Annotated in this window: 11 protein-coding genes and 1 pseudogene; 6 read left to right on the top strand and 6 right to left on the bottom strand. The window is 68.0% G+C overall.

Annotated elements, in window-relative coordinates:
* The 6 genes and pseudogenes from L810_RS39850 to L810_RS39825 all read left to right on the top strand — a co-directional run.
* A pseudogene (locus L810_RS39850) lies at window positions 1-414 on the top strand (P-type conjugative transfer protein TrbL); the annotation flags it as partial.
* 24 nt (window positions 415-438) lie between these two features.
* Complete coding sequence (trbF, locus tag L810_RS39845; RefSeq protein ID WP_008786883.1) at window positions 439-1,143, top strand: conjugal transfer protein TrbF; 705 nt, start codon at window positions 439-441, stop codon at window positions 1,141-1,143.
* Window positions 1,140-2,138 (top strand): P-type conjugative transfer protein TrbG, encoded by a 999-nt coding sequence (gene trbG / locus L810_RS39840; RefSeq protein WP_008786882.1) that lies wholly within the window; start codon window positions 1,140-1,142, stop codon window positions 2,136-2,138. Before trbF ends, trbG begins: the two co-directional genes overlap by 4 nt.
* A gap of 2 nt (window positions 2,139-2,140) precedes the next feature.
* Window positions 2,141-3,415: a TrbI/VirB10 family protein gene (locus tag L810_RS39835; protein WP_008786881.1), complete on the top strand. Its 1,275-nt coding sequence runs from the start codon at window positions 2,141-2,143 to the stop codon at window positions 3,413-3,415.
* Window positions 3,412-3,654: a DUF2274 domain-containing protein gene (locus L810_RS39830; RefSeq protein ID WP_008786880.1), complete on the top strand. Its 243-nt coding sequence runs from the start codon at window positions 3,412-3,414 to the stop codon at window positions 3,652-3,654. Before L810_RS39835 ends, L810_RS39830 begins: the two co-directional genes overlap by 4 nt.
* Before the next feature lie 407 nt (window positions 3,655-4,061).
* Window positions 4,062-5,339, top strand: coding sequence for an MFS transporter (locus L810_RS39825; RefSeq protein WP_021163789.1), 1,278 nt, complete (start codon window positions 4,062-4,064; stop codon window positions 5,337-5,339).
* Window positions 5,340-5,358: 19 nt separating this feature from the next.
* On the opposite strand, the gene L810_RS39820 is transcribed toward L810_RS39825, so the two are convergent.
* The 6 genes from L810_RS39820 to queA form a co-directional block, all read right to left on the bottom strand.
* Window positions 5,359-6,930: a S41 family peptidase gene (locus L810_RS39820; RefSeq protein ID WP_042978168.1), complete on the bottom strand. Its 1,572-nt coding sequence runs from the start codon at window positions 6,928-6,930 to the stop codon at window positions 5,359-5,361.
* A gap of 217 nt (window positions 6,931-7,147) precedes the next feature.
* The gene (gene secF / locus L810_RS39815; RefSeq protein ID WP_021163787.1) at window positions 7,148-8,098 is read right to left on the bottom strand and encodes a protein translocase subunit SecF; all 951 of its coding nucleotides are present in this window, start codon (window positions 8,096-8,098) and stop codon (window positions 7,148-7,150) included.
* Between the two features lie 16 nt (window positions 8,099-8,114).
* Window positions 8,115-10,136 (bottom strand): protein translocase subunit SecD, encoded by a 2,022-nt coding sequence (secD, locus tag L810_RS39810; RefSeq protein WP_021163786.1) that lies wholly within the window; start codon window positions 10,134-10,136, stop codon window positions 8,115-8,117.
* Window positions 10,137-10,242: 106 nt separating this feature from the next.
* Window positions 10,243-10,566 carry a preprotein translocase subunit YajC gene (gene yajC / locus L810_RS39805; RefSeq protein ID WP_006476868.1) on the bottom strand — a complete coding sequence of 108 codons (324 nt, stop codon included), beginning with the start codon at window positions 10,564-10,566 and terminating at the stop codon, window positions 10,243-10,245.
* Window positions 10,567-10,799: 233 nt separating this feature from the next.
* A complete protein-coding gene (gene tgt, locus L810_RS39800) occupies window positions 10,800-11,996 on the bottom strand; it encodes a tRNA guanosine(34) transglycosylase Tgt (RefSeq protein WP_021163785.1) in 1,197 nt (398 codons plus the stop codon).
* Between the two features lie 235 nt (window positions 11,997-12,231).
* Window positions 12,232-13,299 carry a tRNA preQ1(34) S-adenosylmethionine ribosyltransferase-isomerase QueA gene (gene queA / locus L810_RS39795; protein ID WP_042978167.1) on the bottom strand — a complete coding sequence of 356 codons (1,068 nt, stop codon included), beginning with the start codon at window positions 13,297-13,299 and terminating at the stop codon, window positions 12,232-12,234.
* Window positions 13,300-13,609: the final 310 nt, after the last annotated feature.

The raw sequence follows: 13,609 nt of genomic DNA, 5'->3' as shown, positions 1-13,609 counted from the left end.
GCTCTTCCGATCTCGGCGGCTGGCAGCGCGAAGTCGGCGTTCCAGGCGGGTTCCGCTGCCGCCGGCGGCGGTGCCAAAGGCGCGATGGCGGGCTTGGGCAACGTCGCCAAGACCGGCGCGCAGTCTGCCGGACGCGCTGCCGCATCCCGCGCTTCCGCTGCCGGGCAGCGCATGGCCGCACCGTTCCGCGCGGGCTGGAACGGCGACGCTGGCGCGTCAGCCGGCCAGGCCGCCACCAGCGAAGCGCCGGCAGGCGCTGCCGCTGCACAGGCGCCCGAGCAGCCCGCTTGGGCCAAGCGGCTGCATCGCCGCCAGCAGCTCACCCACGCCGCGACCACCGCTGCCCACGCGCTGCGCGGTGGCGACGGCGGCGGCTCCGGGCAAGGCCCGAGCCTGCGCGGCTCCGACGACTGACGCGATTCACAAGGAGAACTGACCATGCGATTCAAGAAACCGCAGGTGCGCTACGCCGACACGCCGCAGCCTGCCACGCCGTACCAAACCGCCGGCCAGGTGTGGGACGACCGTATCGGCTCGGCCCGCGTCCAGGCCAAGAACTGGCGATTCATGGCCTTCGGCTGCCTCACGCTCGCGCTGCTGATGGCCGGCGGACTGGTGTGGCGCTCGGCGCAATCCATCGTCACGCCCTACGTCGTGGAGGTGGACAACGCGGGCCAGGTGCGCGCCGTGGGCGAAGCCGCCACGCCGTACCGGCCCAACGATGCGCAGACGGCGCACCACATCGCGCGCTTCGTGACGCTGGTGCGCTCGCTGTCCATCGACCCCATCGTCGTCCGCCAGAACTGGCTGGACGCCTACGACTACACGACCGACAAAGGCGCGGCCGTGCTCAACGACTACGCGCGGGTCAACGACCCGTTCGCGCGCATCGGAAAGGAGTCGGTGACGGTGCAGATCACCAGCGTCGTGCGTGCCAGCGACACGTCTTTCAACGTGCGCTGGACGGAACGCCGCTACGTCAACGGCGCTGCGGCGGGCCTGGAACGGTGGACGGCCGTGGTGTCCATCGTGCTCCAGCCGCCGCGCACCGAAGAACGCCTGCGCAAGAACCCGCTGGGCATCTACGTCAACGGCCTTTCCTGGAGCCGCGAGCTGGATTCTTCCGAAGGAGCAAAACCATGAACCTGTCTTTCCGCTTTTACGCTTTGCCGTTGATGCTTGTTGCCCTGGCGGGCTGCGCCACGCAAGGCAAGCCGCCGCCGACCATCTCGCTCGATGAGCCGGTGCCGGTGCAGGCCCAGCCGATGCCGGAGCCGCCCGCGCCCGTGGAGGTTGTGGCCGTGCCCGAGGTGCTGCCGATGCCGGCGCAGTTGATGCCGGCACCCGAGGCCGAGGACGCCAAGCCCACGCCCGAGCCGGCCGACGAGAAGGTGCGCGTTTCACGCGCCAATGCCGAGGCGCGTGTCGCGCCCACGCGCGAGGGCTACGTCAACGCGATTCAGGTGTGGCCCTTCACCGATGGCGCGCTGTATCAGGTCTATGCGGCCGTGGGCCGGGTGACGATGGTTGCCTTGCAGCCGGGCGAGGAGCTGGTGACGGTGGCCGCCGGCGATACCGTGCGCTGGATCGTGGGCGACACGTCCAGCGGCAGCGGTGCCGACTTGCGCGTCAACGTGCTGGTCAAGCCGATCCGCTCGGGCCTCAAGACCAATCTGGTCATCATCACCAGCCGGAGGACGTACCTGCTGGAACTGACTTCCACGGAAAAGACGTGGATGGCGTCGGTGTCCTGGGAGTACCCGCGCGACCGGATGCTGGCCTTGCAGCGCCAGGCGCAAGCGGCCAGCGCCGCCGCGCCGGTGGATAGCGGCCTGTCGCTGGAGAACCTGCGCTTTCGCTACGCGATCGGCGGCAGCAATCCGTCGTGGAAGCCGCTGCGCGCTTTCGACGACGGGCAGAAGGTCTATATCCAGTTCCCCGCCGGCATCGCGCAAGGCGAACTGCCGCCGCTGTTCGTGATCGGGCCGGAAGGCGACGGGCAACTGGTGAACTACCGCTTCCGTTCGCCGTACTACATCGTGGATCGCCTGTTTGGCGCGGCAGAGTTGCGCCTGGGCGGTGACAAGGGCGACGTGGTGCGGATCGAGCGCACGGATGGCGTGGCACGGAGGAACTGACCATGAGCCAGGACGATACCCCCGACCTCGCCACGCGGCAGGCAGGCAAGGTCGCGCCCGAGGCGGTGGCGCTTCGCGCCCAGCCGCGTGCCGTGACCCGGTTGAACCGGCGCACGCTGGCCGTCCTCGTCGGCGGCCTGTCGGTCGCCGTGCTCGGGGCCACGATCTGGTCATTGCAACCGCACCGGCGCGGCGCGGGCGAGCAGACCGAGCTTTACAACGTCGATCGCGTCTCGAAGTCCGAAGGGCTGGACGGCCTGCCGTCCGACTACTCGAAGCTGCCGCCGAAGGTGCCCGAGCTGGGGCCGCCACTGCCGGGCGATCTTGGCCCGGCCATCGTGAACTCGCAGCAGTCCGCCGTGGCCGCTTACGCGGCCCCCGGCCACGATCCCAACGACGCCTTGCGCAAGGAGGCGGAAGCCGCAGCGGCTTCGTCGGTGTTTTTCCGCTCGGGCGGCCAGGGCCAGGCCGCCGCCACGGCCACGGTGGCGCCGCCGGGTGTGCCTGGTGCTGCCAACACGCTCGCGGCCTTCGACCCGCTCGCGGCTGGGCCGGCCTCGGCGGCGCCCCAGCCTGCCGATCCGACAGCTGTGCAAAACCGGCAAGACCAGAAAGAGGCGTTCCTGAAAGGCGGCTCTATGGAAACCCGCAATTCCGGAAACCTGAAAATGCCGGCCTCGCCGTATCAGGTCATGGCCGGAACGGTGATTGCGGGCGCGCTGGTGACGGGCATCAAGTCGGACTTGCCAGGCGACGTGATCGCCACGGTGACGGAGCCGGTCTATGACTCGGCCACGGGCAAGTTCCTGTTGATCCCGCAGGGGTCGCGCATCCTGGGTAAATACAACAGCCAGGTCAGCTACGGGCAGAGCCGCGTGCAGGTGGTGTGGAACCGGGTCATCCTGCCCGATACGTCCTCGCTGACGCTCGACAACCTTGTCGGCACCGATCCAGCCGGCTACGCCGGCCTGGAAGACGACGTGGACTGGCATTGGAATCGCATCGTCGCGGGCGCCGTGCTGACGACGCTGCTGGGCGTAGGCGCCGAGTTGGCCGCGCCAGAGAACCGCCAGGACGGCAACCGCATCGTCATCGCGGGGCGCGACAGCGCCCAGGACAGCATCAATCAGGTGGGTCAGGAGATCACCCGGCGCAACATGGACATCCAGCCGACGCTGACCATTAGGCCGGGCCTGCCGGTTCGCGTCATCGTGAACCGGGATCTGGTGCTGCGGCCGTGCCAGCCGCTGTTCTTCAACCGGGGAGCTTCCCAATGAACACGAAGAAACTGCGGCTAGGGCCGCTGCCCAAGACCGAGAGCGTCAAGCTGACCTTTGCCTGCCCGGCCAGCTTGAAAGCCGACCTCGACCGCTACGCCGCGCTGCACGCGCAGGCGTATGGCGAGGCCGTCGATGCCGAGAAGTTGATCCCGCACATGCTGGAGGCGTTCATGGCGGGGGATCGGGGATTCAGGAAGGGCACCACGACGCGGAGCGTGCCGTCCAAGCCGACGTGATGGCCCTCGAAGCCTGCCCAGCAACATCCATCGAACGCGCAGCCCAAGGCTGCGCGTTCTTCATTCTGGATGCCGCCAAGAGCCGCCTGGGCTATGATGACAAGACAAGCCCGCCGTCCCTCGGCAATCCAGCACGACACAGTGCGATGTGGCTTTCTCTCCCAACGCTCCTATGTGGCTCCTAGCCCACGAAGCCACACCGCGCCAAAGTGGCCGAGAAAAGAGCTAACCTACTGTCCCATATACGGTTTCAAGTCCTGCGTGATTTGCACAAAGGACTTGACACCAGAACTTTTTTGCGCGCCTATAATCGCCCGAGCGCCGCTTGCGGCGCCCGGGCGGCGCCGACGGCGCGCGCGTGGCCGCGGCCGCCTCGAACAGAACGTACAACGACAAGGAGATCGCCGATGCATGCCGTCACGCAGTCCCGTTCCATTGCCTCGTCGCCGCGCGTGTGGCGCGCGGTGGTCGCCGCGTCGATCGGCAATGCGCTCGAGTGGTTCGATCTCGTCGTCTACGGTTTTTTCGCGGTGACGATCTCGAAGCTGTTCTTCCCGGCCGGCAACGACACCGTGTCGCTGCTGCTCACGCTCGGCACGTTCGGCGTGTCGTTCTTCATGCGCCCGCTCGGCGCGATCGTGCTCGGCGCGTACGCCGACCGCGCGGGCCGCAAGGCCGCGCTCACACTGTCGATCCTGCTGATGATGGCCGGCACGCTGATCATCGCGGTGCTGCCGACCTACGGGGCGATCGGCGTCGCGGCCCCGGTGATCCTCGTCGCCGCGCGGCTGATGCAGGGCTTCTCGGCCGGCGGCGAATTCGGCAGCGCGACCGCGTTCCTCGCCGAACACGTGCCGGGCCGGCGCGGCTTCTTCGCGAGCTGGCAGGTCGCGAGCCAGGGGCTCACGACGCTGCTCGCCGCCGGCTTCGGCACCGTGCTGAACGCACAGCTCTCGGCCGCGCAGATGGCGTCGTGGGGCTGGCGCGTGCCGTTCTTCTTCGGCCTGCTGCTCGGGCCGGTCGCTTACTACATCCGCACGAAGGTCGACGAGACGCCCGAATTCCTCGCGGCGGAAGGCACCGCGAACCCGCTGCGGGACACGTTCGCGTCGCACAAGGCGCGTCTCGTCGCCGCGATGGGCGTCGTCGTGCTCGGCACCGTCGCGACCTATCTCGTGCTGTTCATGCCGACCTACGGCGTGAAGCAGCTCGGCCTCGCGCCGTCGGCCGCGTTCGCGGCGATCCTCGTCGTCGGCGTGATCCAGATGGTGTTCGCACCGCTCGTCGGCCACTGGTCGGATACTTACGGCCGCGTGCGCGTGATGATCGCGCCGGCGGTCGGCATCCTCGTGCTGATCTATCCGGCATTCGCGTACCTGGTCGCCCATCCGGGCTTCGGCACGCTGATCGCGCTGCAGGTGCTGCTCGCATTCCTGATGACGGGTTACTTCGCGGCGCTGCCGGGTTTGTTGTCCGAAGTGTTCCCGGTGCAGACGCGCACGACCGGGATGTCGCTCGCCTATAACGTCGCGGTGACGATCTTCGGCGGCTTCGGGCCGTTCATCATCGCGTGGCTGATCAAGGCGACCGGGATGAAGACGGCACCGAGCTTCTACCTGATGTTCGCGGCCGTGCTGAGCCTCGCGGCGCTGGTCGTGCTGCGCCGGCGGTTCGGCTTCCGGTAACAGGGGCACGCGGCGCGCGTCAGTCGCCGGCGCGCTCGCATACAGGTTGCGCGGGCATCAGTTGCGGCCTGGCGTCGACCGTTCGCACGGGGCGCCCCGCGAGCGCGGCAAGGGCTTGCCCGAGCTGCCAGTCGGACGCCGTGCCGAACTCGCGCTGCGGCAGCGCCGCGCTCTTCGCCGAGTCGATCTTTGCAAGCGCACGCTGCTCGCGCAGCTTCTGCCGTGCCTTGCGCACCTTCGCGAACGGGTCGGGCGCCAGCCGGTCCGCATACGGCGCGCGCGGGAGATCGGCTTCGCGGTACCACAGCAGCACGCCGTCGACGTCCGAGTCGCGGCGCGGCGGCACCAGCCAGTCGGGCACGACGCCGTAGCCGTCCATCGGGCAGCCGTTCGGCCGCAGGTTGCGCGCGAACGTGAAATTCAGGCGCGTACCGTCGATCAGGTCGACGCCCGTCTGCGCGAGCCCCTTTCCGTAGGTCGGCATGCCGAGCAGCTTCGCGCGGCCGAGATCCTTCAGCGCCGCCGCGGTCGCTTCGGCGGCCGACGCGCTCTGTCCGTCGACGAGCACGACGAGCGGCACGGTGCGCCACCAGTCGTCGGCCTGCAACGGCGCGAGCGGATCCTGTCCGTGCATGACCGGCAACATGTAGTCGGGCCAGTTGGTCGTGTAGCGGCGACGGTTGGCGTCGCCGCGCTCGACCGTCACCATCGCGGTGCGATCGCGGCCCGCGTACAGCGCGGTGATGCCGATCGCCGCATTGAGCGCGCCGCCGCCGTTGATGCGCAGGTCGAGAATCACGCCTTTCACGGGCGGCCCCGCGCGGCGCGCGGCCTGCACCGCGTCGATGTAGGCGCCGACCGCGGGTTCCGGAAAGCTCGACAGGCGCGTGTACAGGACGTCGCCGGCGAGCCGTTTCGCGGTCGCAGGGTGCGGCTTGAGGATCGTCCGCACGGGCGCGAAGCTCAGCATCGCGTGCGACGGGCCGCGCTGTACCGCGAGCTTCAGCGGCACACCCGCATCGCCCTTGGCGAGCTTGGTCAGGTCGGCGGCGTCGATGCCGACGACGCTCGTATCGTTCATCGCGACGACGAGATCGTCGGGGCGCACGCCGGCCTGTTCCGCGGGCGCGTCGGGAATCACGTCGACGATGTGCAGCCCGTCGGGCCGCGTCTCGAAGACGATGCCGATGCCGGGCGTGCCGTCGCGCGCACGCCGTTCGTCTTCGCTTCGCTCCTGCTCCTCCTTCGCATCGAAGAACCGCGCGTACGGCAGTGTCCTGATTCCCGCGTGGGTCGTGGCGTCGAGCAGCGCGCCGATGTCGACGTCGGTCAGGTGCTGCCGCTTCAGCACTTCCACCGCCGCCTTGAGCTCGCAGATCTGCGGCTCCCAGTCGGGCGGGCAGGGTGAAGGCGGCCGGGCGGTGGCGGGTGAGGCGTGTGAGGCGGATGACGAGGAGGAGGCGGCGGGAGCAGAGGCGGGCGGGGCGGATGCCGGTTGTTGCGCACCGACCGGTGACGCGCACGGCAGGAACGCGGCCGTGACGGCTGCGCAAACGGCAAGGCGAAGGACGGCACGCTTGGAAGGCATCATCGGGACCGCACGTTGGAACGGAGGGCGAAGGTGCTGTCCCGCCGGCGCATGGCCGGCGGGCGGCGCGGCGGGACGGTCACGATTGTAGCCGACGCGAGTGACCGGGCGGGGCGAGCGGGCCGCGCGCTCCACGCTGGCGGGACGGGCGAAAATACGGGCGAAAAAAAAACCGGCCCAACCGGGCCGGTTTTTCGTCTGTGCCGAAGCAGCGCGGCGCTTAAACCTGCGCGCCTGCGTTGGGATCGTCCGGATCGTGCGCGGTCTTCTTTTCCTTGATCAGGTCTTCGCGCTTGATGCCGAGCCACATCGCGAGCGAGCCCGCGACGAACACCGACGAGTAGATGCCGAACATGATGCCGACCGTCAGCGCGAGGGCGAAGTAGTGCAGCGTCGGGCCGCCGAAGAAGAACATCGACAGCACCATCATTTCGGTCGACGTGTGCGTGATGATCGTACGCGACATCGTGGTCGTGATCGCGTGGTTGATCACTTCCTGCACGGTCATCTTGCGTTCGCGGCGGAACGTTTCGCGGATCCGGTCGAAGATGACGACCGACTCGTTGACCGAGTAGCCGAGCACCGCGAGGATGGCCGCGAGCACCGCCAGCGAGAACTCCCACTGGAAGAACGCGAAGAAGCCGAGAATGATCACGACGTCGTGCAGGTTGGCGATGATGCCGGCCACCGCGTACTTCCACTCGAAGCGGAACGACAGGTAGATCACGATGCCGATCACGACGCACGCGAGCGCGAGCAGGCCGTCGGTCGCGAGTTCGCGGCCGACCTGCGGGCCGACGAATTCGACGCGTTGCAGCGTGACGTCCGGGCTCTGTGCCTTCAGCGCGCTCATCACCTGGTCGCTCTGCTGGGCGGACGTGAGGCCTTCCTTCAGCTGCAGCCGGATCAGCACGTTGCGCGACGTGCCGAAGTTCTGCACCTGCGCGTCGGCGTAGCCGAGCTTGCCGAGCGTTGCGCGCACGGGTTCGAGTTCGGCGGCCTGCTGGTACTGCACCTCGATCACCGTCCCGCCGGTGAATTCGACGGACAGGTGCAGCCCGCGGTGGAACAGGAAGAACACGGCGGCGAGGAACGTGACCAGCGAGATCACGTTGAACACCAGCGCGTGCCGCATGAACGGAATGTCTTTACGGATGCGGAAAAATTCCATGGTCTTCTCCGGGGCCTTATTGGGTCGAGCCCGGTTTCTTCGGCGACACGCCTTGCTGTGCGCGGTTGCGCAGCTGCGGCTTGCCGGTGCGCGGCGCGTTGCCCTTCGCGGGCGCGGCGAGCTTCGCGGCACGCGCGGTGTCGGTCGCATCGTCCGCCTCGGCGAACGGTGCGGCGGCAGCGGCGCCTTCCGGCTTCCACACCTGGCCGATCGCGAGCGACTTCAGCTTCTTGCGGCCGCCGTACCAGAGGTTGACGATCCCGCGCGAGAAGAACACCGCGGAGAACATCGACGTCAGGATACCGAGGCAGTGCACGATCGCGAACGCGCGAACCGGGCCCGAGCCGAACGCGAGCAGCGCGAGGCCGGCGATCAGCGTCGTGACGTTCGAGTCGAGAATCGTCGCCCATGCGTGCGCGTAGCCCGACTGGATCGCGAGCTGCGGCGGCTGGCCCGCGCGCAGTTCCTCACGCACGCGCTCGTTGATCAGCACGTTCGAGTCGATCGCCATACCGAGCGCGAGCGCGATAGCGGCGATACCGGGCAGCGTCAGCGTGGCCTGCATCAGCGACAGCACGGCGACGAGCAGCAGCAGGTTCACCGACAGGCCGATCACCGAGATCACGCCGAACAGCATGTAGTACGCGATCATGAACACGGCGATCGCGCAGAAGCCCCAGATCACCGAGTGGACGCCCATCTTGATGTTGTCGGCGCCGAGGCTCGGGCCGATCGTGCGTTCCTCGATGATGTCCATCGGCGCGGCGAGCGAACCGGCGCGCAGCAGCAGCGCGAGGTCGGCCGCGGCCTGCGGCGTCGGCTGGCCCGTGATCTGGAAGCGGTCACCGAGCTCCGACTGGATCGTCGCGACCGTCAGCACCTCGCCCTTGCCCTTCTCGAACAGCACCATCGCCATCGGCTTGCCGATGTTCTCGCGCGACACCGCGCGCACCGAGCGGCCGCCCGCCGAATCGAGGCGGATGTTGACCGACGGACGCTGGTGATCGTCGAAACCGGCCGATGCATCGATGATGCGGTCGCCCGTGAAGATCACTTCCTTCTTCAGCAGCACCGGCGCCTGGTTGCCCTGCGTGAACAGTTCTTCACCCGGCGGCACCGGGTCGTTCGGGTTCGGGTGCGTGTTGATCGGGTCGGCGAGGCGCGCTTCGAGCGTCGCGGTGCGGCCGATGATGTCCTTCGCCTTCGCGGTGTCCTGCACGCCCGGCAGCTCGACGACGATACGGTCGCTGCCCTGCTGCTGCAGGATCGGCTCCGACACGCCGAGTTCGTTCACGCGGTTGTGGAGCGTCGTCAGGTTCTGCTTGAGCGCGGCGTCCTCGACGGACTTCTGCACGGCCGGCGTAAACGTGCCGACGACCTGCGTGCCGCCGCCGCCGGGCTGGGTCGCCCATTGCAGTTCGGTGATCGACAGCGCGAGCACCTTGCGGGCGTCTTCCGCCGTCTGCGCATCGCTGAAATTGACGACCACGGACTGGTCGACGCGGCTCACGCCGCCGTCGCGGATGTTCTTGTCGCGCAGCAGCGTGCGCGCGTCGGACGCGTCGGAATCGAGCTTCTTCGTGAGCGCGCCCGTCATGTCGACCTGGAGCAGGAAGTGGACGCCGCCACGCAGGTCGAGGCCCAGATACATCGGCAGCGCGTGCAGCGCGGTCAGCCAGCGCGGCGACGCGCTCTGCAGGTTCAGCGCGACGACGTACTGCGGATCGTTCGGGTCGGCGTTCAGCGACTTCTGCAGCAGGTCCTTGACGCGCAGCTGCGTGTCGGTGTCCTTCAGGCGCACGCGGATGTTCGCGTTCGTCGCCGTGTTCTCGAAGGTGACGTCGTCCGGCGTGATCTGCGCGGCGGCGAGCGCCGATTCGACCTGGGTCAGCGTGGTCGAGTCGAGCTTGACCGTGGCCTTGCCGCTCGACACCTGCACCGCCGGCGCTTCGCCGAAGAAGTTGGGCAATGTGTACAGAAGGCCGATGGCGAGCGCCACGACCATCACGACATATTTCCAGAGTGGATAACGATTCATGAGGGAGCCGAACGGGGGGTTGGCGTGAAAGCGTCGCGTCCGGCGCCGCGGCGGCCCGCTCTCTCAGGCGGGCACGGCGCGGGAAGCCGGACGCTCGGTGAAGGGCTTACAGCGACTTGATCGTGCCCTTCGGCAGAATGGTCGTGACCGCGGCCTTCTGCACGGTGATTTCGGTGCCTTCGGCGATCTCGACGCCGATGTAGCCTTCGGTGACCTTCGTCACCTTGCCCACGAGGCCGCCGCTCGTGACGACTTCGTCGCCCTTGGCCATGGCCGCGAGCATGTTGCGGTGCTCCTTCTGACGCTTCATCTGCGGACGGATCATGATGAAGTAGAGCACGGCAAACATCAGGATGAGCGGCAGGAAGCTCATCAGGCTCGATTCGGCGCCACCGGCACCTTGGGCGAACGCGTTGGAAATGAACGGCACGTTGGTCTCTCCGTAGGGGAAGATCGAAAAATAAGCCGGTTATTCTACCACCGGCCCCATGCGCAAACGGCTCGGCAAATGCGCTTTCGGATCAAGCTGTTAAAGCGCGAACCGGTGCTGTTGCGACTCGTTTGGAAAGGCAATTGTAATGTTTGGCGACCGGATTCGACCGTCGGGACGCGTTATTTAGTACACGTCCTATGTGACGGGCCGCGGCGCGGGCGGCCCGCCCGTCAGTCGACCCCTCTCGCGCGATCCTCCGCGAAGCGCTGGCGGAACGCGTCGAACGTATGGGTCTCGATCGCGTCGCGGATCTCGCTCATCAGCTGCAGGTAGTAGTGCAGGTTGTGGATCGTGTTGAGCTGCGCGCCGAGGATCTCGCCGACGCGGTGCAGGTGATGCAGGTAGCCGCGCGAGAAGTTCTGGCACGTGTAGCACGTGCAGCTCGCGTCGAGCGGCTTCAGCGAGTTCTTGTGCGTCGCGTTGCGGATCTTCACGTCGCCGAAGCGCGTGAAGAGCCAGCCGTTGCGCGCGTTGCGGGTCGGCATCACGCAGTCGAACATGTCGACGCCGTTCGCGACGCCCTCGACCAGGTCCTCCGGCGTGCCGACACCCATCAGGTAGTGCGGCTTGTTGGCCGGCAGCTTCGGGCCCACGTGGCGCAGCACGCGCATCATGTCTTCCTTCGGTTCGCCGACCGACAGCCCGCCGATCGCGAGGCCGTGGAAGCCGAGTTCCGCGAGGCCCGCGAGCGATTCGTCGCGCAGGTCCTCGAACATGCCGCCCTGGACGATCCCGAACAGCGCGTTCGGGTTGCCGAGCCGGTTGAATTCGTCGAGCGAGCGCTTCGCCCAGCGCAGCGACATGCGCATCGAGTCGGCCGCTTCCTTGTGCGTGGTCGGCACGCCGTTGGTTGCGTACGGCGTGCACTCGTCGAACTGCATCACGACGTCGGAGTTCAGCACCTTCTGGATCTGCATCGACACTTCCGGCGACAGGAACAGCTTGTCGCCGTTGATCGGCGACGCGAACGTGACGCCGTCCTCGGTGATCTTGCGCAGGTCGCCGAGCGAGAACACCTGGAAGCCGCCCGAGTCGGTCAGGATCGGCTTGTTCCAGCCCATGAAGCCGTGCAGGCCGCCGTGCGCGTCGATCGTGTCGAGGCCCGGGCGCAGCCACAGGTGGAACGTGTTGCCGAGAATGATCTGAGCCTTGATCTCGTGCAGCTCGCGCGGCTGGATCGCCTTCACGGTGCCGTACGTGCCGACCGGCATGAAGATCGGCGTCTCGACCACGCCGTGATTGAGCTTCACGCGGCCGCGGCGCGCATGGCCGTCGGTCGTCAGCAGTTCGAATTCGAGCCCGTTTGCGGGGCGGTCCTGCACGGGGGCGTGCGCATCGTGCGTATCGTGGGATGAACCTTCGGTCATCGCTTTATTCTCCTTGCCACCGGAGAACAGTCCGGCGCATGTTGGAAACGCCGCCGGCAGGCCGGCGGCGGGGAAAAACAGGTGCGCGCCATCGTAGCGCGTACCGCGGGAAAAGGGGCAACCGCGGGGCAACCGCGGGGGCAACAGCGCGGAGCCACCCACGCGGCGTGCGGCAGCGCGAAGCGCAACGTCCGCCGCGCAATCGCGCGGCCGCCGCATGTTCGCGCCTGTCGTGCTACGCGCGCGGCGTCTCCGGCGTGTCGCGCCGCGTGAGCAGCATCGCGTCGCCGTAGCTGAAGAAGCGGTAGCGTTGTTCGATCGCGTGACGGTACGCGGCCCGGATCGTCTCGACGCCCGCGAACGCGGACACCAGCATCAGCAGCGTCGACTTCGGCAGGTGGAAATTCGTCACGAGCCGGTCGACCACGCGGAAACGATAGCCCGGCGTGATGAAGATGTCGGTCTCGGCCTGCGTCGCCGCGAGCGGGCGGCCCGCTTCGTCGGCGGTGCGCGCCGCGGCTTCGAGCGCGCGCATCGACGTCGTGCCGACCGCGATCACGCTGCCGCCGCGCGCGCGGGTCGCGGCGATCTTGTCGACGAGCGACTGCGGCAGGTCATACCACTCGCTGTGCATCTTGTGCTCGGCGATGTTGTCGACGCGCACCGGCTGGAACGTGCCGGCACCGACGTGCAACGTCAGCGTCGCGCGTTCGACGCCCATCGCGTCGAGCCGGTCGAGCATCGGCTGGTCGAAGTGCAGGCCGGCCGTGGGCGCGGCGACCGCCCCCGGATTGCTCGCGTAGACGGTCTGGTAGCGCGTCTCGTCGGTCGCGTCGGGATCGTGCTCGATATAGGGCGGCAGCGGCAGGCGGCCGTACTGCTCGATCAGGTCGAGGCACGGCTCGGGGAAGACCAGCGTGAAGAACGGCTCGACGCGCTCGCCGACGGTCACGTCGAACGCATCGGCGAGACGCAGCGTCGTGCCGGCACCCGGCGACTTGCTTGCGCGGATCTGCGCGAGCGCCGTGTGCGTGCCGGTCACGCGCTCGACCAGCACCTCGATCTTGCCGCCGCTGGCCTTCTGGCCGAAGAACCGCGCCTTCAGGACCTTGGTATCGTTGAAGACGAGCAGGTCGCCGGGTGCGATGCACGACGGCAGCTCGGCGAAGCGGCGGTCGACGAGGCGCGCGGGCTCGACGGTGCCGTCGACCTCGAGCAGGCGGCTCGCGGTGCGGTCGGGCAGCGCGGTTTGCGCAATCAGCTCGGGCGGCAGATTGAAATCGAAATCGGAAAGCGTGAACATGCGGGCTGGTTCGAAACGGCCGGCGAGCGTTGCCGGCAGGGCGGAAACGCGTAAATGGGGCGCGCGAGCCGCTATGATGACGGGATGCGCGGCCTGGCCGGCGTCGTTCGTTCGGACGACGTGAAAGCCGCTATTGTACTTGCCTTGCGAAGCACCCAGACGATCCGATGCCTGTGTCACCACGCCGTTCCTCCGCTGCCGTTGCCGATTCCGCCGATCCGTTCGACGCGGAGGATGCCGCGCCGCCCGTGCACGACACGGCGGCGCGCACCGTGCCGCGCCGTGCCGGCCCGAAGCGCGGCGCCGACGG

This window comes from Burkholderia sp. AU4i (assembly GCF_000466765.1).
Classification (GTDB): domain Bacteria; phylum Pseudomonadota; class Gammaproteobacteria; order Burkholderiales; family Burkholderiaceae; genus Burkholderia; species Burkholderia cepacia.
The sequence above is the reverse complement of the archived record's forward strand: the minus strand, read 5'-3'. Positions and strand labels throughout refer to the sequence as shown.